Source organism: Rummeliibacillus pycnus (assembly GCF_050459865.1).
Taxonomy (GTDB): domain Bacteria; phylum Bacillota; class Bacilli; order Bacillales_A; family Planococcaceae; genus Rummeliibacillus; species Rummeliibacillus pycnus_B.
Window position 1 is genome coordinate 17,929 of sequence record NZ_JBCMNM010000003.1, and the last position, 20,619, is coordinate 38,547.

Here is a 20,619-nt window from a genome sequence, read left to right on the forward strand (position 1 = left end):
TCAAGTAATGCTTGCCCTCTTCGCATATAAATTGTCTTTGTTTATTCCATGAATTCTGTGGTATAACTGTAGAAAGCATAAACGAGGAGAAGGAGGTAATATATTTGAAAGAGGACTTATTAAGAAAAAAAGAAATTATTTTATGTTCCCAAAATAATAAAAAAGCGGATTTTATTTTGCGTAATGCACAAGTTGCTGATGTGTTTAATCTAGAATGGAGAAAAGCAGATATAGTAGTAACAAACGGCATGATTGTCGCAATCGATACGGAAGGAATTTTTGAGGCTGAAAACGAAGAAGATGCGAACGATAAATATGTCATTCCTGGACTAATCGATGGTCATATTCATATAGAATCTTCTATGCTACCTCCATCTGAATTCAGTAAAATTTTACTGCCACATGGTATTACAACCGTCATTACAGACCCACATGAAATAGCGAACGTGGCAGGGGCAGAAGGTATTCAATTTATGCTAAATGATGCAAAAAATGCTGATATGGATATTCATGTTATGTTGCCTTCAAGTGTACCTGCCACATCTTTCGAGAATGCTGGTGCCACGCTGAGAGCAAAAGATTTAGCACCATTTTTAACACAATTAGATGTATTAGGGTTGGCTGAAGTAATGGACTTTCCTTCTGTTTTAAACGGTGATGAGGATATGCTTTTGAAGATTGCTCAAACCGAAGCAAATAATCTTGTCATTGATGGACATGGTGCTGGATTAAACGCAAAACAAATTCGTGGTTATAGAGTTGCAGGAATTCAAACAGATCATGAATGTGTCACAGCTGACGAAGCAAGAATTCGGATACAGCAGGGGATGAATGTTCTCATTAGGGAAGGTTCAGCTGCAAAAAATTTACGTGACGTATTACCAGCAGTTAATTCTGCCAATGCAAGACGATTTTTGTTTTGCACAGATGACAAACATTTAGATGAATTAATCGAAGAGGGAAGTATCAATCATGCAATTGCCTTAGCGATAGAAGAGGGAATGGAACCACTTCAAGCGATTCAACTTGCTACCCTTAATGCTGCAGAATGCTATAAATTAAAGAAAAAAGGAGTACTTGCTGAAGGGTTTAAAGCAGATTTTATCCTACTAGATGATTTAACAACTTGTAAACCACAGGATGTATGGAAGAATGGAAACAAAGTTGTAGAGAACGGACAATTGCTTTCAGGAAAAATAAAACATGAGCCAGTACCTTCAGCTATTTTACAATCAGTTCATATTCCAAAGTTGACATCACAGGATTTGGGCATTGCATTTAAAAAAGGTAATCTAGCAAATATCATCGAAATCGAACCAAATCAACTAATTACTCATAAAAAGATAGCAAAAGTCCAAGTAGAAAATGAAATGTTTGTTCCTTCAATAAATGATGATTATTTAAAATTAGCTGTCATCGAACGACATCACAATCTCGGCAATATAGGACTCGGAATTGTACATGGCTTTGGTCTACAAAAAGGTGCAGTCGCTACAACTGTAGCACATGATTCTCATAATGCTCTAGTTTGCGGAACAAATGACGAGGATATGCTCCTAGCTCTTGATGCTTTACAAAAGATGCAAGGTGGCTATGTAGTAGTCGCGGATGGGGAAGTACTAAGTGCATTACCTCTAACCATTGCAGGACTTATGACAAATGTAGAAGCGGAAGAAGCTGCTAAACAGTTACATGATTTACATTGTGCTTTGTTACAACTAAATCCGGATCTAAACTTCCATCTTTTCTTAACATTATCATTTATTGCACTGCCCGTTATTCCAAGCATCAAACTGACAGATACGGGTTTGTTTGATGTTACAAACTTTAAACATATTCCAGTGGAAGTAGATATAATTGAAACTATTAATAAATAGAAAAAAGCAGATTCCAAATTTACATGGAATCTGCTTTTTTCTAATTATGTTCTTAAATTATTGAATATATTTATAACAAACAAGAATACTGAGAGCGCTACAGAAATAGCACCAATATAGATCCAAGTTCCACAATATGCAGGACTGATAAACAGTATTGCCACTAAGAAAACGATTAAACCAATATTGTATAACCAGAATTGTGCTTTAGCTAAATCTGATTTTCCCAAACATTTATGACACATATACAGTGTACCAATTACAGCGTTAGTCAACCATCCGAATATGAGAATATGAATATATGCTACCCATTCATAGTTGCATGTGGCATACATATAAATACCTAAAGCAACTCCAACAGCTAGATATAATGCAGATACTTTGAGCCAATAAGTTGACATACCAATCACCTCCCATTTCTTGCTCACTGTAAAATATGATTGTTTACATGAATGGTGTAGTATAAAGGTACAAATATAGACAATAAATTGTAACAATGTGAGTGAAACAATATTGATAAATTGATACCCCTGCCATTACTCATAGTAAAGCCTAAAGACACAATATTTAATTTTAAAATCAAATGAATTCATCCCTTTAAACCAGTTACTATAGGTACTCGAGTGATATTAAATGTCCTATGAGCCCCAAAATAGGTTATTTGAAGCTGAACTCAGTATTTTAACGAGTTCAGCTTTTATAATGTGAAAATACAATTTTATCTATTCATGGAATTTCGATGTAAATTGTTTTACTATTAATAATTATCAGATAAATTTATTGCGGATATATAAAAGGAGATAACGATGAATGTTAAAATAATATTTTTTGATGTAGATGGAACTCTTATAAATTATGAAGATGGAAGTATTTCTCCAAGTACAAAAAAAGCTATACAAACTTTAAAAAATAATGGAATAAGATTAGTAGCAGCTACAGGTAGACCGTTATCGATGTGTCAAGAACTAAAAGAATTAGGTATAGATACATTTATTACTGCAAATGGCGCTTATGTTAAACATAAAAATCGTGTTATACACAAAATTCCAGTGACCAAAGATGTAGTACAAGCTGTAAAGAATTTTGCTGATGAAAATGAACAAAGTCTATCATTTTTTACAGAGGAACTTTTCATGAACGGGGTACAAAATATGACTACTCTCCAAGCACTAATTGAAACACTTTCTTTACGAGAATTTCCAGCAACTATTGAAAAAATAGTGAACCAGGAAATATACCTAATGTGTTTATATGCAGATGAACAAACAGCAGAAAAATATACTATAAAATTTCCAGAATTAATTTTTAAAAGATGGCACCCATGGATATTGAATGTGTTGCAACAAGATGTATCGAAATCTATTGCGGTTAAAAAGGTTTTAGAATACTTCAACATAAAACCATCTGAAGCGATTGCATTTGGAGACGGGGAAAATGATATAGATATGATAGAACAAGTTGGCTATGGTATTGCAATGGGAAATGCTCATGAGACATTAAAAAATGTCGCAGATTTTGTAACCAAAAAGTCAAGTGAAGATGGAATTGAATTTGCGTTACAGAAGCTTCAACTTATTTAAGGATACATAGAAAGAAGGCATGGTATGTACGAATTATTTAAGTATAATTGGCAAATGAGAGAAGATTGGTTTAAGTGGTGTGAGGATCTTTCAATTGATGAACTTATTAAGATACGAACTGGAGGAATGGGCAGTATTCTCCGTAATATATTTCACGTTATCGATTGTGAACAACTTTGGATTAATAAAATGAAAGGAACGCCTGTTATTCAAAAAGACATTAGCACAATTGCAAGTTTGAATGAAATAAAAGAACTTTCAACTTTAACAAAAACTATTACTGAACATTTTATTCTAGATTATATTGCAAAAAATGATAAGAACATACTTGTATATCAAAAGAAAAATGGAGAAGAACTGTATTTTTCGTATGAGAAAATCCTTCATCACCTCATAACTCATGAAATTCATCATATGGGACAACTTTCGGTTTGGGCTAGAGAAATTGGCAAGAAGCCTGTACCATCTGATTTGATGTTGAAAGAATTATTTTGAAAATCAACAAATAAACTTATTATAATTATCCGAGTAAATTACCTACCCCATAATTGAACAAAATAAAAGGAAACCCTTTTTTCTATTGAGTTTCCTGCTTAGATTAAACTAACATACTACGTTGACTATCAATATTATTTGTTTACTTTTCTCCAAATTAATGTTGCAACCAGTAGAATAACACCTACAGTAGCTCCGATAATTTGGTCTAATAAAAGTTCGCCTGTTCTGAAATAGCTAATAGTAAAAGTACCACCAAAAATGACTATTATTGCAATTGCTAATTGAAAAAGATACGAGTTAATTTTCAATACCATCACTCCCTTAATATTATTTTACTATAAATAATCAATTATCGTTAAAAGATTACACGTTAAACTTTGACAATCGTAAACTGTCATACGTGTCAGTCATATTCAAATACAAATGATGTTAATGAAAATTCCTTAATGTGCTGTGAACAGTAGGATATCAACACAATTCTTTAACAGAGCCTAAAGAATAAATATATTGTTTGAAACAAAACATGCTAAATGATTATTTCCCAATTATGTGATTGTGCGAGTTCACTTTGTGTTAATATTTGCATAGACGTTTTTTCATAATTGTATAAATATATGAGGAGAGAAAAATGAAGCGAATAATTAGGAGTCCATGGATTCTATTTTTTCTAGTTTTAATCATAGCGTGTCTAATTGCGTTCAATATTCCCATCGAGAAACGAAAATATGGACTAACTCAATCTGGACTGACGACAGATTATACAGGGCTATTACCAGAGCATGTTGATCAAGTGATAAAAACGACCAATCGTAGCGATTTACAAAAAATTGTGAAGCAAGCTAATGTAGAAGGTAAACATATATCGATAGCAGGTCTCCAACATTCTCAAGGGGGACATACATATTATAAAGATGGCATCGTATTAGATATGAAAACATTCAACAAAGTATTAGAGGTAGATAAAGAAGCAAAAACTGTGCGTGTTGAAGCGGGGGCTACCTGGGAGGATGTTCAAGAAGCCATTCAACCATATGGATTAGCTCTTAAGGTGACACAATCACAATCGATTTTCACGATTGGTGGTTCTCTTTCAGTCAATGCACATGGTAGAGACATTCGGTTTGGACCCATGGCAGATATGGTAAAGAAAATCACATTGCTGACACCAACAGGTGAAATTAAAACCATAACAAAAGAAGATACAGATAATATGATGCAATATGTGCTTGGTGGATATGGGCTATTTGGTGTGATATTGGATGTGACACTCGAGTTAACTGATAACGAAGTGTATACCATTCATACGAAAAAAATAAAAACAAACGAATATGAATCGTATTTTTCGAAAGTACTTAATAATCCTGATATTGCCATGCATTATGCTAGGGTAAGTGTTGCACCGAGTTCATTTTTAGATAACATGTATGTAATTGATTATCACAAGACAGGCAAATCGGATCATGTAACGAAATTGAAAGGTGAAGAATTTGTACATCTAACAAAATATACACTTGAATTAGGGAGACATGGTGGCTTTTTAGAGGATGTTTTTTGGAGAACACAAAATCTCTATTTGAATCAGCTTGATAATACAAAAATTACACGTAATAATGTCATGCGTTCTGAATCTACCTTTATGGAATTTACGAAACCAGAAAAAGTAGAAGTGTTACAGGAGTTTTTTGTTCCAATTCATGAATTTGATGAGTATATCGAAGAATTAAAGAAACTACTTCCAGCGAATGATTCTGATGAAGATTTTAAAATTCATAATATTACAATTCGCTATGCAGCAGAAGACAAAACGACATCTTTAAACTATGCAAAAGAAGATATGCTAGGTTTAGTGATTCTAATTCAGCATGGTCTTCAAGAAAAGGATATTGAAAATGCTAAAGAAATGATTCAAAAGTGGACAGATATCACGCTAAAACATGGTGGTACATATTATCTTCCTTATTATCCTTATCAAACTAAGAAACAATTTAAAGAATCATATCCAAAGTGGAAAGAATTTAAAGAAGAGAAACATAAGCAAGATCCAAATGAAGTGTTCGTTAACAATTTTTATGAAAACTATTTGAAGTAAAGAGGGAATGTATGATCAGTAAAAGTAACCGAATAATTCCATTGGTGATTACAGTTGGACAGGTAGCCGTTTTCCCATACTATATAATATGGCTAAAAGGTATATCACTTACATTTACGCTATTTGCTTGGTTTTTTGCTATACATTCCTTTGCTGCTGCATGGGGTTATCGAGTATTCCAAGTAAAAAAGAACAAGAAAAAATCGTACATCACACTTATTTACTTAGGAATGGGATGTACATATTTGTTCGTAGGACAGATTAAATCAGAGTTTGAACTTCTACCATACTTAGCTCTACTCTTACAAATTCTATTAGGGTTTCTTCAGGGTTATTTTCGAGCATGGCATGTTGAACAGGATACCTACCATCTCCATGCTGTGAATCACTATGTCATAGTAGGGTTGGTTATGATATCTCTTTCCTTTGTAAAAATCATTTCTCCAGTTGCAATAATTACATTATTTGGATGGTTGTTATGCGGGTGTAGTTTGTGGATGCTGATCAAGAATAGAACAAAAGTGAAAGTGAAATAATGATGCTGTGCTCAAGCAATAAGAAGATTAAAAACACCACTTACGAATTTTAAAAGTCAAGAGCTAAAGTAATAGATAGTTTTTTACATATTTTGTGGTGAAGTAGAGCTTCATATATAGATAACGGAGAAGGTTAGTATAAGAAGGGTTTTTACCTAAATGAATAGGCTTTAAAGGCGTTAAATAATAAGATTAGATAATTTTAGGGGGATATTGGTGAAAATAATTAGAGTTTTATTAGGAATAATTGTTATTGCATTTTCAAGTTATGGTCTAATAAGTGAAAACTTTGAGTTAATGCCGTTTATGATGTTATTCTTAGGGGCGTTTATGTTGGCAACGGGATTAGTCGAACTTCAAAAAGACAGAAAAAGATTTGAAGGCTATATGTGTATAATCGTTTCATTATTTATATTCTTTGTTTCCATCAAGGGTTTCCTATTGAACTAACGGGTGTTTTAGTAGAAGTTCTTTGAGCTGTTCAGACGGCTCATTTTTTATTCAACTAACGAGGCAGATTAGTTGAAGAGTTTTGTTTAACTTGAGTTCAACAATCCGACCAGATTGTGGAGTAAAACAAGGAATTATTCGAAAGTAAATCGAACTTCTAAGAAGTTTTGTTTTTAGGAGGGAATTATGAGAAAAATCACTTTGTCGAATGGAAAAACTGTTGAGGTTGAATGTTTAAGTTGTGCATTAACAACCGGGGTAATAGAACCGGATGGTGGTGTAATAGTTGAAACTAAATATTTTCATGCTCATCAAGACGTTGCATATCCCATTGAAGGGTTAGTTATTTTAGCATCGAAACGCCATATTAAGTGTTTTGATGAATTAAATGAAGAGGAAAAGGTAGATTACATAAACGTATTATCTAAGATTAGAAAAGCTCAAAGGGAAGTATTAGGAATAGAACATGTTTATTACTTTTACAATGAAGATACTACTCACCATTTTCATACTTGGATGGTTCCTCGGTATGAATGGATGTACGATTTTGGACGTTCAGTAGAATCCATTAGACCAGTTTTACTCCATGCAAGAAATAAATTGAATAATGATGAAAATGCAAAAAAAGTAATTCATGGAATAAAGGCATTAAAAAAAGAACTAAACACCTAATCCTTCTTTGTCCCATAATCGGGTGCGTTTGTTGAAGAGATGTCTCTTTTCTTTATTCAACTAACGGGTGTTTTAGTTAAATAAGTCCATCATTTCAATGTTCTAAATCCGAAACATCAATTAGATCTTAGAAATCCATTGTGAAATGTTACACTTGGGGCAGTTTAGTTGCATAAGAATTGTAAAAATTTAAAGGAAGTAACCCTTGTGATATAGAATTAGGGTGTATTAAAAAAGGGGGATAAAAATGTATCATTATTTCAATGGCTTAGTAATTAGGGAAGGTACTGAGGGGGTTCCAGCAGACTGCGTTGAAGCACTTTTTGAAGATGCTGGATGGGCGAGAAATACTCCATTTTGCCAGAAAGAAAAGTTCACATTAATATTTAAAAATTCAACGTGGGCATTTACAGTTTGGGATAATAACAAAATGATTGGTATGGTAAGGGTTATATCAGATCAAATAATGGCTGCTAACATAATGGATTTAGTCGTTTTATCGGAATATCGTGGAAAAGGTATAGGTAAAAAACTTGTGGAACTCTGTGTTCAAAAACTTCCTCACGGTGATTGGTTTGCACACACTTCGGCTAACAATTTCAAGTTTTATGAAAGATGCGGTTTTGAAGTAAAAGATTTATCTGAAAATGGTACTTGTGCCTTTTACGGTTATATACAAGCACGTAAAGAGGGGCATAGGTAAATATATCAGTTATTAAACTAAAGGTTCTTTACGTATATATCAAGCGCTGTGATTAGCTCTTTTTTTATTCCACAAAGTGGGCAGATTAGATAAATAACATCTATTGGTTTAATTTGAACAGCTATCGAGCAGAGTTGCTGAAGAATAGATTGGAGGAATAGGATGAGAAAAGGACATATTCGAGCAATAGCTATTTGTGTTTTTAGGAAAGGCGACTCAATACTTGTCTCTGAAGGCTTTGACGAAGTAAAGAGAGAACATTACTATCGACCAATTGGAGGAGGGATTGAGTATGGAGAAACAAGTTCTAAAGCAATAAAGAGAGAAGTACTTGAAGAAATCGAGGCCAATATAACTAACTTAAACTACTTAGGTACAATTGAAAACATATTTACATATAACGGTGATCTTGGACACGAAGTAGTTTTTGTATATGATGCTGAATTTATTGATAAGTCCTTTTATGACAAAACTTCTTTTCTTGGGCAAGAAGATAATGGTGCAACCTTTAAATTGCTTTGGAAGCCAATTAGCGATTTTACAAATAATAAATTTAGATTAGTCCCAGAGGAATTATACCATTTGCTCTAGATTAATAAATGAGTTGGTTTCCTTCTTAAATTATAAAAACGAGGCTTTTGGTAAAAAAGAAATGGAATTAGAAAATAGATATTAGGAAACTGCGGGGGATTTATTTGTCATTTGAACAGTGCCAGATTATTAATTCATTAATGTTAAACTTTGATAAAAAGTGGTTTATTGCTGGTGGATGGGCAATTGACCTTTATATCGGTAAAGAAACTAGGGAGCATAAAGATATAGAGATTGCAGTATTCCGGAAAGACCAATTATTTCTGAAAGATTATCTTAGTGAATGGGAGTTTAAAAAGGTTACTAAAGGAAATTTTCATACTTGGGGTAATGAGTTCTTAGAATTACCAGTTCACGAAATACACGCTTCTAGTATCTAAAACGAGGATAAAATAGAAATTCTTCTTAATGAAACAAAAGATAATGATTGGATATTCAGAAGGGATTGGAGGATTTCTTATCCACTCAACTCTATTTGGAGTATTACTAAAAAAGGTATTCCATATCTTAATCCAGAAATTGTACTTTTATATAAGGCAAAAAACACAAGAGAAAAAGACCATCAAGACTTTATTGCCACAAAGGATTATCTAGATAATGAGAAGAAAAGATGGCTTCGATATGCCTTAGAAATACACGAACCAGAACATAAGTGGCTTCAATTATTAATTTAAGGTCATGTAATAGGCGTTTTCAAGGTGTAGCAACCAAATATCTTGATAACTACTTATATTGGTTTGTATGGCTTGAAATAGACAAGCATTTATCCTTTGAAAAACAGGTCGAACAAATGCTTGTTTCAGCATGTAAAAAATCAAATCAGACAACGGTTCAGAAGTTGAGAAGTGCAATAGTAAAGAGTGGAGAACCGCATCACAAATAATGGATGCAGTTTTTACTATAAGTTAAAATCATAACAGTATAAAAATACATTCAGTTTATCTTTCATCGAATCAAAATAAACTTCTTTTGCATTTATACGTTCAAAGTTTTGACTGTCATAAAATCCATAGTTACATTTATTATCTGTATATAGATATAAAGATTGCACATCCATACTTATCATATAATTAAACAAATGATTCATTAGAGCCTTCCCAACTCCAAGACCTCTGGATTCCCCCGATACAATGAATAATTGTATACAACCTTGAAAATCATCCTCTTTTCCTTTTATAAGTTCTTTGTATGCATCTTGAACTTTTGCAAATTCTTTCATGAATTTTTTATTTTCCTTATTAGCCATGAGTACTTTAAGCATGGAATAGGCAATACTTAAAGTATTATGAGCTTTCTTTAAATGACTTTTGTCTTTTTTTGCATCTCCCAAAATAACACCAATAATCTTATTGTCTTTTTCTGCAACTTTGCTAAATGAACTTTCTAAAATACAACTTTGTAGATAAATATTTAATACTGTATCTAAGAATTTCTTATCCTTAATAAATTCATCGAAGCCAAATGCTTCACCAATCAATGTTTTAACTGCTTCGTAATCTTCTTTGACTAGACTTCTGTATATTACTTGATCCATATGTTTATAATCTCCCTTTTATATATTTTCATTTCGTATTTTCTTGTAAATGCCTTATTATGATAATAAGGTCTCCCCTAAGAGGAGAGTCAACGAGAGTGTAAGAAAAAAATAAAGGAAGTGATCTGGGTGAAAAACTTATTTTCTATTGGGGAAGTTGCGAGAATGAAAGACATTACAATAAAAGCGTTAAGATATTATCACAAAATGGGGATTCTCATACCAAGAAAAATTGATGAAACAACAGGTTATAGATATTATTCTATAGATCAATTTATTCATATAGATATCATAAAAAGCTGTAGAGAGTTAAATACAAGTATAGTAGAACTTCAAGAAATTTTTAAGAACTGTGATACTGATGAATTACTAACATTTTTACAATTAAAAAAATATGAAGCTGAAGAAAAAATAAAGAAAATGCAGGATGTAATCAACACCATTGATAGCTTAAATAGGAAGGTTGAGACTTCTAAAGAAATATTAATTCATGATGAGATATCTATTAAGTTCTTTGAAGAGCGTTACGTAGTTGTAGCACCATGTAAAGAGGTGGGAAGTTTACAGGAGTTACTTTACTATTCAGACTTAGAGAAAATCATTCAAGATAAAGGTGGAAAAATGTCACTGGAAAGAGGAATCCTATATAACTTTAATTCAGAGGGTAATGCAGAACCAAAATATGTTTTTAGTGGAGTTCAAGGGAATTCTAATATAGAAGTTGAAAAAAATATAAAAATATTACCAAAGGGTAAGTATTTAACTTTAGCCTATAGTAAAGAGAATGAGGAGGAGCGTAGAAATAAAATAATTAAATATGTAAAAGAAAAAAATTTAAAAATTAAAAGCTTCATTGAAGTGGAATTATTTAACGATTTCTTTAATACAGAATCTTATAGTTGTCAAATTCAAATGCTTATAGAAAATGATGAGTCAGTTGATTGTTAAGATAGTTATGGTGAACCGTATCATAAATAAATGAAGTTAGTTCAAGAACTATTAAGACTTTGTTATAGCAACGTTTTAATAGAATGTCGTACATGTCCGTAAACTAGCAAAAAGTAGGTGCAAGAAAAAATCTTGCACCTACTTTTTTATATTGTTGCATTTTCCGTAACTTCTGCACCTACATGTACAGGTGGTTTACGGTCTTTCCATGGAGCAGATTCTTCTAATTGTTTCCCAAGCTGTAGAAGGGTTAACTCATCTGCGGAGCGTCCTGTAAATTGCAGCCCGATTGGTAAGCCAGACGCACTCATCGCAAGCGGCAATGATATCGATGGTTGACCTGTTGCGTTAAACAAATTGGTAAACGGAGCGTATGTGAAAATTTGCTCTGTCCATTCAATCGCCGAGATATTTGGATTATCCGCATTTAGCTCACCAATTTTCGCTGGTAATGTGCCGATTGTTGGACTTAAAAGCACATCATAATCTTCAAAGAATGTCGCTACTTGACGTGATACAAGTGCATTCGTATTAATGGCTTCTAAAAGTGCGCTAGCTTTTAGGTTTTTACCATATTCATAGCATTGCCAAATGGCTGCTTCAATATTATCGCGTGAAGGTGTTTTACCTGTTAATTCTGCTGCACCCACAATCATTTTATAAATATTTGCAGTCCAAATATTTACCGTAGCGCGTGAAAATGGTGCTTCGTCGTAAACTGGTCGAGCTTCGACTACTTCATGCCCTAACTCTTCTAATAATTTTACGGCCTTATGTACGGCCTCGATACATTCCGGATCAACGATTGCACCTGAATTTGTTTCTGTTGTCCAGGCGATTTTCAGTGGACGTACCTTTTGCTGAATTGCTTTACTGTAAGGCATTTCCGGGCTTTGAATAATCGAATAGCATCCTAAGTCTGGCCCAGCTACTTGGTCCAGTAATGTAGCGGTATCACGAATGGTTTTTGTTAGCGCAAATTCAATTGCTAGCCCATTTAATGCCTCACTATTATAAGGTCCCATTGGCACTCGACCACGTGAAGGCTTTAAGCCGACGAGACCACTGCATGATGCAGGAATACGAATGGATCCGCCTCCATCATTAGCATGCGCGATTGGGACGATACCACTTGACACAGAAGCAGCTGCACCGCCACTTGAACCACCAGGGCTATGTTCTAGATTCCATGGGTTACGTGTTGGACCATAAATGACAGCTTCCGTTGCGGCATTATAGCCGAACTCTGGTGTTGTGGTTGTACCGCTTAACACAAAACCAGCATTTTTAAAACGTTTCATTAATTCACTATCGACAGGCATTACAGCATTTTCTGCAACACGACTGCCCATACTATGTGGCACACCTTCCGCATGGAGTACAACTTCTTTAATTAAAAATGGGATACCTGCAAATGGTTGAGAATCATTTAAAGTTGAAATCGCGTTGTCAGCCTGTTCCTGTAACACGCTGACAACGGCATTAATCGAAGGATTTACCTTTTTAATACCTTGTAGCGCTAATTTTGTAAGTTCTTGTGGTGTCACTTGCTTTGTTTTTACTAACTCCGCTAATCCAAGACCGTCATATGATGCATATTCTTGTAAATTCATCTGATCACCTCAATATAGTTTTGCCTTACAAATTCATAATAAATTGAGATGAAAAAAATTGATATTACCCAAAAGGATAATTTGTTTTGAACGAGAATATGAATTTAATAGAAAAAAGGAGGAATTAATATTGTATGAGCATAAAGAGGTGGGGTATTTATTAGAAGCAACGTTTAGGATTTCGAATATGAATATGCAACAAACAAGTGAAGACTTTAAATTGAATATGTTGCAAGTATTGAGTGAATGTTTTCAATATAAGCATACGGTATTTTGGGAAGTGGCAGATGGGGAGTTAAATGAACAGCCTGTCTGTTTCAATGTAGAGACAAATACGTTACAAAATTATCTACATGAATATAAATATTATGATCCTTTACACCCAGTGAATATGCAAAGCCAACCCGATATTCAATTAATGCAACAAAATGAAGTAATATCGATTAAGAAAAAGCGGTATTATGTTGAGCGCTTTTTACAATTAAATGATTTTATTGATGAAATGGGTATGTATATGTACAATCAGCAAAAGCCAATAGCGGCTATTGGCTTTTTGCGAAAAGAAGGGGAAATACCATTTACAGAGCAGGATAGTCAAAAGCTATTGTATGTAAAGCGGATGATTGAAAATGTTTATTTATTACATCAATATGTTCAACCAGGAGAGTCATTGCAAATTACACAACGTGAAAAAGAGCTGTTATTGTATTTATTGAAGGGATTTAAAAATGCAGAAATTGCTAATTATTTATATGTCAGTGAAAATACAGTAAAGAAGCATCTGCAAAATTTGTATCGAAAATTTCAAGTAACTTCCCGAACGCAACTTGCATTAAAATATGCAGAAAGCTTTCGAGCATAAAAATAAGATGTTGGAAATCGATAAAAACAGAGTGCAATTTCAATCACCAAATATAAAAAGAGTTGACCTTTCAAGGAAGGTACAACTCTTTTCAACAATTAATATATCTTTATGAATAAGATTATTTTTATAAATATCATTTCTAAATTCGCTCTCTTTATTAGAGGCGATTTTTTTGTTCAAAACTAAAATCTCAAAATTTTAATTAATTTATATTTTATTTATTTTCATGATATAGGCAGTTTAGAAATTAACATTATGATTAGAAGTGAGGTAAGAACAAAATGAATAGGAGATGAGCAATATGAATAACAAAGTAAAGATGATGTCAGCTGCATTTGTTGGTTCGATTACATTATTAACAGTGGGGTATGGGAGTGTAGAAGCAGGGCAAACGGGAAGCAAAATCTCTCTGGTACAAGAATATGATGCACATGCAATCAGTAAGAAAGTGGTTATGACAAAGGGCCAAGAAATGACGAAGCTACTGGGGAGCAAAAACTGGAAAGGCACGCGTGTTTACGATCAAAAGGGTAATGATTTAACGAAAGAGAATATAAATTTCATCGGTCTTGCAAAATATGATGCGAAAACAGGGAAATATGAATTCTTTGACGCCAAAACGGGTAAGACACGTGGTGACCAAGGAACATTCTTTGTGACAAATGATGGTAAGAAGCGTATTTTAATTTCCGAAACAATGAAGTATCAAGCTGTTGTTGATATGACGAAGCTATCGAAGGATATTTTCACTTATAAACGTATGGGTAAGGACAAGGATGGTAAAGATATCGAAGTCTTTGTGGAGCATAAACCATATGAGAAAAATAATTTGAAGTTTACTAAAAAAGCGGAAAAGCTAAAGACATCAACAGGTAAAATTGATAAAGCAAAAGACGGCGATGCTATTTTAAGTGCCACATTGTGGACAGGAACAAAGGTGCTCGATCAAAAGGGTAATGATGTAACAAAATACAATACGAATTTTATTAGTCTAGCCAAATTCGATAAGAGTAAGAATAAGTATGAATTCTTCAATATAAACACAGGTGAGAGTCGCGGAGACTATGGCTATTTTGATGTACTTAATAATAACAAAGTACGTGCACATGTATCGATTGGTGAAAATAAATATGGTGCAGCTTTAGAGCTTACAGAGCTGAATATGAAGAAGTTCACATATAAGCGTATTGGTAAAAATGCTGAGGGGCAGGATATAACAATCTTCGTAGAGCATAAACCATATAAAGGTGTTTTTAAGCCGAATTTCAGCTTTTAAATATTGCTTGAAAAATGCCAGCATCTCCTTTATAAATTGAGAAAAGGAGAAAGGTAATAATGACAATCAAACAAAGATTTTTAATTTCATATATTGGGGGCATTTTGATTGCGGGATTTTCGCTATTGGCAATTATTTGCATTCTATTTTATGTGACGACCGGCGCGATTCCAACTCCCAACACATTGTACCAAACGATTACGAAGCAGCGTTCGCTGAGTCCTGAGGAGGAGCTGGCGTATGTGGAGCTACGCAATGTAGCAAAGACGAATCCAGATAAACTACTTAGCACTGAGGAAGAATTGACGAAAAATATTCGACAATTTGAGGCAGAATCATTAGGTGTGGTCATTCGAAAAGATGACCACATTTTGTACTATTCAAAAGGCTTAGTGGAAAAATCGCTGATTTTCCATTTCCCTCAATTTGATGCAAACAATATTGAGACAAAGGGAACGATTGATAATGTTGGACGTCTTTATCGCTACATTAAATATGACTTCTATTTTAGTGATAAGACAAAGGGTAGTATTCTTGTGTTAAAGAAAGAAAATAACTTTTTAGATTTCATGACTAAATGGGGCATTGCTATTATTTTAGTCATCCTTTGCATTTCAGTGGCGGGGGTACTATTTATTAATCATTTGTTAAAGAAAACAATCATTTCGCCACTCGAAAACTTAGGACGAGTGATGTCTGAAATTAAAGAGGGAGAACTGGTTACTACACCGATTAAAACAGAGGGACACACTGCTAAAGAGGTGAAGCAACTAACCTCCAATTTTGAAAAAATGCGAGAAGCACTAATAACGTCGACAGAGGAACAGCATAATTTAGAAAATAATCGTAAGGAGCTTATTGCGAGCATCTCACATGATTTGAAAACACCTATCACATCTATAATTGGATATGTGGAGGGTTTATTAGAAGGTGTAGCAGATTCTCCAGAGAAACAGGAGAAGTATTTGCGAACCATTCATACGAAATCATTAGCCCTAAATCATTTAATTGAAGAGTTATTTTTATACTCTAAGCTGGATGCAGAAGCGATTCCTTTTCACTATGAACGGATTGATATACTTCTTTTCTTGAAGCATATCGTTGAAGAGTTTCAGCTAAATCATAACCAAGTCAATATTCGCTTAAATGCTAATGAGGAAGTGCCTTTATATGTTTCGATAGATCGCATGCAAATGAACCGTGCTATCATGAATTTATTAGAAAATAGTATTAAGTTTAAAAGGAAGAATGAGTCGCTTGCAATTATATTAGATGTATCGGAAGTGAACTCAACGATTGTGCTACGTGTGAAGGATAACGGGCAAGGTATTCCCTCTCAGCAGCTACCTTATGTATTTGATCATTTTTATCGTGGGGAAGAGGCACGTACAACAGATACTGGTGGAAGCGGTCTAGGCTTGGCTATTGTGAAGCAAATTGTTGAGAAGCATCATGGCAAGCTGCAAATTCAAAGCGAACTACACGTAGGAACAGTTGTAAGCATTATGCTGGAGAAGGTATAGGAGGCGTTATAAATGGGTGGCTCGCGCGTATTATTAATTGAAGATGATATTAGCATTGCAGAATTACAAAAAGACTACTTAGAAATTAACCAAATTGATGCAGAGATTGCGAGGGATGGGTTAGAGGGTGTGAGTCGCGCACTGAACGAGTCCTTCGATTTAATCGTCATCGATATTATGCTGCCTTCATTGGATGGCTTTGAAGTTTGTCGAAGAATTCGTGAGAAAAAAAATATTCCGCTGATGATTGTTTCGGCCAAAAAAGAAGATATTGATAAAATTCGGGGTCTTGGTTTAGGCGCTGATGACTATATGACGAAACCATTTAGTCCAAGTGAGCTTGTAGCAAGAGTGCAGGCGCATATCAAGCGCTATTATATGCTCACGGGTATGGGGCAGATTAAGGATATTCTAGAAGCCAAAGATATCCTTGTCGATAAAGGAGCGCGAAAAGTATTCGTTTTAGGAAATGAACTATTCTTTCCAACGAAGGAGCTCGACCTTCTTATTTTTTTCATGGAGCACCCGAATCGTGTCTGGACAAAGGAGCAGCTATTCAGACAGGTGTGGGATATGGATGATTTAGATGGCGATGTTTTCACAGTCGTTGTTCATGTAGGGCGCATCAGAGAAAAATTGAAAAAGGGAAGGCTATCAGAGCTTCCAATTGAAACAATTTGGGGAAGCGGATATCGATTCAACATGTAATCCTTAAGGGATGCCTTTATTTAAAAAAAAGCTAGTCATCTTCATTTTAATTAGTGTGATAACTCAGGAAAAACAGCACTTGATTATGCGAAGGAAAAAGGGTTTGAAGAAATGATTGAGTTGCTTGAGAAATAAATAAAAAATCGTAGCCTAAGCTACGGTTTTTTTACTATTAAAATGAAAAAAACGCTATCTTTTCTGTAGAATCATAAGAAAGGATGGAGAAACAGAGTCCAATCAAATGAAATAAGTTTATATTTATATTAAACATTGAAATATGGAATTATTTCAATCACCAAATATAAAAAGAGTTAACCTTTCAAGGGAAGGTCAACTCTTTTCAACAATTAATATATCTTAATGAATAAGATTTTTTTATAAAATCCAATTACATACTTTACGATTTTATATTCTTAAATACATTCACAATGAACAGTACAACTGAAAGTGCAACCGCAATCCCACCGCCAGAAACACAGATCTCCATCATATAACGTGGTACATCTAAATAAATCAATATAATTCCAAGAAGAAAGAATGGTAAGCCAATTTGATAGAACCAAAACTGTGCTTTTGCTAAAGAAGTTTCTCCAGCATCCTTATAATAAGAATAAATTAATCCAATAACAGCGCTCGTCACCCAACCCATCAAATTAATATGAGCATGTGTGGCTGCCCATTTTAACTCAATTGTGTAATGCATAAAAAGGCCATAGGCGATTCCCAAAGCAAAATAAACGACAGAAATCTTAATCCATTTTGCACCCATACGAATCAGCTCCTTTTTATTTGTTGGTATTAACATATGCATGGAATATTGTCAAAATTACTCAAATAACGACAGGAATTATTGAAATATTGAAATTTTTAGTAACCAAATGAAGCTTGTGATAATAGAAATGGATTTTACTATATATACTAACTTTTGAAATTACTTATAATTTTTCATATAATACAGAAAGTTACAAATATCCCATTAGGAGTTGAATATTATGGCTGAACAATTGTTAGAAGCAATCCAGAAAGATAGCCTAGAAGAAGTGAAAGAGATAATTCGTGAAAATCCGGAATTACTGAATTTACGTAGCCAAACAGGTCAATCTCCAGTTCTAACTGCTATTTATCATGGTTCTAGTCATTCTTTAGAATTTTTGTTAGAAAATAAGATTCCTCTAGATTTATTTGAAGCTGCTGCAACTGGTGAACTTTCTCGAGTAAAGGAGCTGGTAAAATTAAACCCTTCACTCGCTTTAGAATACGCAAATGATGGCTTTACTGCTCTTGGTCTAGCTTCCTACTTAGGACATAAAGATATAGCAGAGTATCTAATAGAAAATGGAGCAGATATCAATAGCGTATCTAAAAATAGTATGAAAGTGATGCCGATACATTCTGCAGTTGCTACAAAAAAAGTGGACATTGCGGAATTGCTCTTAAAGAATGGGGCTCAAGTAAATGCAAAGCAAGATTCAGGTTGGACTCCACTGCATGAAGCGGCGATGAACGGACAACTAGAAATGCTTCAATTATTAATTAATTATGGGGCGGATGCCACGCTTAAGAAGGATGATGGGGAAACAGCTCTGGATGTAGCTATTCGAAATAAAAAAGAGAATGTTGTGGATTTGATGACTCAGAAAGTAGAAGAAAACTAGATTTCTAGTTTGAAAATATCACAGAGTAGGGGATGTACATGAATCTTCATATTACAAAAGAATCGAATAAAAATAGTAAACAATATATTGACGATGAACTTTATAAGTATAATTTAAAGCACTTCCCAAAAGATTTGGCGGGGAGATACGAAGAAATCTGTTTATTTCTTAAAGATGAAAAAGACACCGTTCGAGGTGGAATACTTAGTGAAATTTGTTGGAATTGGTTAGAGATTCATACTTTTATGATAGATGAGGATCTAAGAAAATCGGGATTTGGAACTAAATTATTGCTAGAAATTGAGAAGATAGCTATAGAAAAAGAATGTGATTTCATTAAAGTAGATACATTAAGTTTTCAAGCATTAGGTTTTTACGAAAAGAATGGATATCAAGTGTTTGGAAGTATAGACAATGTAGGTAGAGATCATCAACATTACTATTTAAAAAAAGATTTAAAGCCATAGAGTTGAGTAGGTTCTATTTAATCTAACGGGTGTTTAGTGAAACAAGGATTTCAAAAATAATAAAACTTTTTTAAAGAAGTTAATTCAAAGGAACTTTCGGTACTGGAGTAGGTGATGAGTACACAGATATGAACTAAAATAAAGGAACATATTTGCCAATGTAGAGGGTGAATCAAATGAAACTAGCTATGAAATATGTCATTCTTTACGTAAATGATTTTGAAAAGACAATGCATTTCTACAAAGATATTCTGGACTTACCTGTCAAAATGCAGCAAGATACATATGTTGAATATGATACAGGTACAACAACACTTTCGATTAATACGCGCCAATCTGTCAAAGAGGAAATCGGATTAAACGTACCAGAAGCATCTGTTTCAACTCAAACTTTTGAAATCGGATTTGTTGTTGAAGATGTGCCAGCTACTATCGACAAGCTTCGAGGACAAGGTGTACCAATTATAAAAGAACCTGTTACAAAGCCATGGGGACAAACAGTTGCATATGCAGCAGACCCAGATGGACATTATATTGAAATATGCACATCTGTTGAATAAATTAAGCTGAATGGATCCTTATCAAACTAAAAGAATACGGTGCTACCTTTATGGTAGCTTTTTTCCTTATAAGCTGTTATTCTTAAGTAGAATTATTTTTGTTATATCTCAGATAGAGAATAGCATTTTGTTTTTCGTCTAAGGTATTTGAGCAAGGATAGTAACACATTGTGTGGATATCCACACTAGGAGGCAACAATTATGGAACAAGGTAAAGTTAAGTGGTTTAATGCAGAAAAAGGTTTTGGATTTATCGAACGTGAAGCAGGAGAAGACGTATTCGTACATTTCTCAGCAATCCAAAGCGAAGGTTTCAAATCTTTAGACGAAGGTCAAAGTGTAACATTTGAAATTGAAAACGGACAACGTGGCCCACAAGCTACAAACGTTCAAAAAGCTTAGTAATAGCTTTTAACAGACCCTACTTGTAGGGTCTGTTTTTTATTTTGCTTAAATTACGTCTCTTCAACTAAA

Annotated in this window: 23 protein-coding genes and 2 pseudogenes; 20 read left to right on the forward strand and 5 right to left on the reverse strand. The window is 33.8% G+C overall.

Features of this window, described 5'->3' with window-relative positions; genetic code table 11:
• The first annotated feature begins 104 nt into the window (after positions 1 to 104).
• Complete coding sequence (gene ade / locus ABE048_RS00190) at positions 105 to 1,877, forward strand: adenine deaminase (RefSeq protein ID WP_430308464.1); 1,773 nt, start codon at positions 105 to 107, stop codon at positions 1,875 to 1,877.
• 44 nt (positions 1,878 to 1,921) lie between these two features.
• Here ade and ABE048_RS00195 read toward each other — a convergent pair whose 3' ends face one another.
• Positions 1,922 to 2,278, reverse strand: a complete 357-nt coding sequence (locus ABE048_RS00195; RefSeq protein ID WP_430308465.1) for a hypothetical protein — start codon at positions 2,276 to 2,278, stop codon at positions 1,922 to 1,924.
• A 405-nt stretch (positions 2,279 to 2,683) separates the two neighbouring features.
• Here ABE048_RS00195 and ABE048_RS00200 point away from each other — a divergent pair, with 405 nt between their 5' ends.
• Positions 2,684 to 3,457 carry a Cof-type HAD-IIB family hydrolase gene (locus tag ABE048_RS00200; RefSeq protein WP_430308466.1) on the forward strand — a complete coding sequence of 258 codons (774 nt, stop codon included), beginning with the start codon at positions 2,684 to 2,686 and terminating at the stop codon, positions 3,455 to 3,457.
• Positions 3,458 to 3,481: 24 nt separating this feature from the next.
• Complete coding sequence (locus tag ABE048_RS00205) at positions 3,482 to 3,952, forward strand: DinB family protein (RefSeq protein WP_430308467.1); 471 nt, start codon at positions 3,482 to 3,484, stop codon at positions 3,950 to 3,952.
• A gap of 134 nt (positions 3,953 to 4,086) precedes the next feature.
• Here ABE048_RS00205 and ABE048_RS00210 read toward each other — a convergent pair whose 3' ends face one another.
• On the reverse strand, positions 4,087 to 4,269 hold the full coding sequence (locus ABE048_RS00210; RefSeq protein ID WP_430308468.1) for a hypothetical protein: 183 nt from the start codon (positions 4,267 to 4,269) through the stop codon (positions 4,087 to 4,089).
• A 314-nt stretch (positions 4,270 to 4,583) separates the two neighbouring features.
• On the opposite strand from ABE048_RS00210, the gene ABE048_RS00215 reads away from it, so the two are divergent.
• The 8 genes and pseudogenes from ABE048_RS00215 to ABE048_RS00250 all read left to right on the forward strand — a co-directional run.
• On the forward strand, positions 4,584 to 6,044 hold the full coding sequence (locus ABE048_RS00215; protein WP_430308469.1) for an FAD-binding protein: 1,461 nt from the start codon (positions 4,584 to 4,586) through the stop codon (positions 6,042 to 6,044).
• Between the two features lie 11 nt (positions 6,045 to 6,055).
• Complete coding sequence (locus tag ABE048_RS00220; RefSeq protein WP_430308470.1) at positions 6,056 to 6,580, forward strand: hypothetical protein; 525 nt, start codon at positions 6,056 to 6,058, stop codon at positions 6,578 to 6,580.
• 216 nt (positions 6,581 to 6,796) lie between these two features.
• Positions 6,797 to 7,030 (forward strand): DUF3953 domain-containing protein, encoded by a 234-nt coding sequence (locus ABE048_RS00225; RefSeq protein ID WP_430308471.1) that lies wholly within the window; start codon positions 6,797 to 6,799, stop codon positions 7,028 to 7,030.
• Between the two features lie 186 nt (positions 7,031 to 7,216).
• On the forward strand, positions 7,217 to 7,702 hold the full coding sequence (locus ABE048_RS00230) for an HIT family protein (protein ID WP_430308472.1): 486 nt from the start codon (positions 7,217 to 7,219) through the stop codon (positions 7,700 to 7,702).
• A gap of 247 nt (positions 7,703 to 7,949) precedes the next feature.
• Entirely contained in the window at positions 7,950 to 8,405 is a 456-nt protein-coding gene (locus tag ABE048_RS00235; protein WP_430308473.1) for a GNAT family N-acetyltransferase, read from the forward strand.
• Between the two features lie 162 nt (positions 8,406 to 8,567).
• Positions 8,568 to 8,996 carry an NUDIX hydrolase gene (locus ABE048_RS00240; protein WP_430308474.1) on the forward strand — a complete coding sequence of 143 codons (429 nt, stop codon included), beginning with the start codon at positions 8,568 to 8,570 and terminating at the stop codon, positions 8,994 to 8,996.
• Between the two features lie 104 nt (positions 8,997 to 9,100).
• Positions 9,101 to 9,670: pseudogene (locus ABE048_RS00245) on the forward strand (nucleotidyltransferase domain-containing protein).
• 14 nt (positions 9,671 to 9,684) lie between these two features.
• A pseudogene (locus ABE048_RS00250) lies at positions 9,685 to 9,879 on the forward strand (hypothetical protein); the annotation flags it as partial.
• Between the two features lie 15 nt (positions 9,880 to 9,894).
• Here the strand turns inward: ABE048_RS00250 and ABE048_RS00255 are convergent.
• Entirely contained in the window at positions 9,895 to 10,530 is a 636-nt protein-coding gene (locus ABE048_RS00255; RefSeq protein ID WP_430308475.1) for a GNAT family N-acetyltransferase, read from the reverse strand.
• A gap of 129 nt (positions 10,531 to 10,659) precedes the next feature.
• Here ABE048_RS00255 and ABE048_RS00260 point away from each other — a divergent pair, with 129 nt between their 5' ends.
• Positions 10,660 to 11,478 carry a MerR family transcriptional regulator gene (locus ABE048_RS00260; RefSeq protein WP_430308476.1) on the forward strand — a complete coding sequence of 273 codons (819 nt, stop codon included), beginning with the start codon at positions 10,660 to 10,662 and terminating at the stop codon, positions 11,476 to 11,478.
• 146 nt (positions 11,479 to 11,624) lie between these two features.
• On the opposite strand, the gene ABE048_RS00265 is transcribed toward ABE048_RS00260, so the two are convergent.
• The gene (locus ABE048_RS00265) at positions 11,625 to 13,091 is read right to left on the reverse strand and encodes an amidase (protein ID WP_430308477.1); all 1,467 of its coding nucleotides are present in this window, start codon (positions 13,089 to 13,091) and stop codon (positions 11,625 to 11,627) included.
• A 130-nt stretch (positions 13,092 to 13,221) separates the two neighbouring features.
• On the opposite strand from ABE048_RS00265, the gene ABE048_RS00270 reads away from it, so the two are divergent.
• The 4 genes from ABE048_RS00270 (at position 13,222) to ABE048_RS00285 (ending at position 17,463) form a co-directional block, all read left to right on the forward strand.
• Entirely contained in the window at positions 13,222 to 13,953 is a 732-nt protein-coding gene (locus ABE048_RS00270) for a response regulator transcription factor (protein ID WP_430308478.1), read from the forward strand.
• A gap of 304 nt (positions 13,954 to 14,257) precedes the next feature.
• Positions 14,258 to 15,232: a DUF4822 domain-containing protein gene (locus ABE048_RS00275; protein ID WP_430308479.1), complete on the forward strand. Its 975-nt coding sequence runs from the start codon at positions 14,258 to 14,260 to the stop codon at positions 15,230 to 15,232.
• 59 nt (positions 15,233 to 15,291) lie between these two features.
• Positions 15,292 to 16,755, forward strand: a complete 1,464-nt coding sequence (locus ABE048_RS00280; RefSeq protein ID WP_430308480.1) for a sensor histidine kinase — start codon at positions 15,292 to 15,294, stop codon at positions 16,753 to 16,755.
• 12 nt (positions 16,756 to 16,767) lie between these two features.
• Complete coding sequence (locus ABE048_RS00285) at positions 16,768 to 17,463, forward strand: response regulator transcription factor (RefSeq protein WP_430308481.1); 696 nt, start codon at positions 16,768 to 16,770, stop codon at positions 17,461 to 17,463.
• A 397-nt stretch (positions 17,464 to 17,860) separates the two neighbouring features.
• Here ABE048_RS00285 and ABE048_RS00290 read toward each other — a convergent pair whose 3' ends face one another.
• A complete protein-coding gene (locus tag ABE048_RS00290) occupies positions 17,861 to 18,232 on the reverse strand; it encodes a hypothetical protein (RefSeq protein WP_430308482.1) in 372 nt (123 codons plus the stop codon).
• Between the two features lie 223 nt (positions 18,233 to 18,455).
• On the opposite strand from ABE048_RS00290, the gene ABE048_RS00295 reads away from it, so the two are divergent.
• The 4 genes from ABE048_RS00295 (at position 18,456) to ABE048_RS00310 (ending at position 20,547) form a co-directional block, all read left to right on the forward strand.
• Positions 18,456 to 19,118, forward strand: a complete 663-nt coding sequence (locus ABE048_RS00295) for an ankyrin repeat domain-containing protein (protein ID WP_430308483.1) — start codon at positions 18,456 to 18,458, stop codon at positions 19,116 to 19,118.
• 38 nt (positions 19,119 to 19,156) lie between these two features.
• Positions 19,157 to 19,585 (forward strand): GNAT family N-acetyltransferase, encoded by a 429-nt coding sequence (locus ABE048_RS00300; protein WP_430308484.1) that lies wholly within the window; start codon positions 19,157 to 19,159, stop codon positions 19,583 to 19,585.
• 176 nt (positions 19,586 to 19,761) lie between these two features.
• Positions 19,762 to 20,145, forward strand: a complete 384-nt coding sequence (locus ABE048_RS00305) for a VOC family protein (RefSeq protein WP_430308485.1) — start codon at positions 19,762 to 19,764, stop codon at positions 20,143 to 20,145.
• A 201-nt stretch (positions 20,146 to 20,346) separates the two neighbouring features.
• The gene (locus ABE048_RS00310; RefSeq protein WP_430308486.1) at positions 20,347 to 20,547 is read left to right on the forward strand and encodes a cold-shock protein; all 201 of its coding nucleotides are present in this window, start codon (positions 20,347 to 20,349) and stop codon (positions 20,545 to 20,547) included.
• The last annotated feature ends 72 nt before the right edge of the window (positions 20,548 to 20,619 follow it).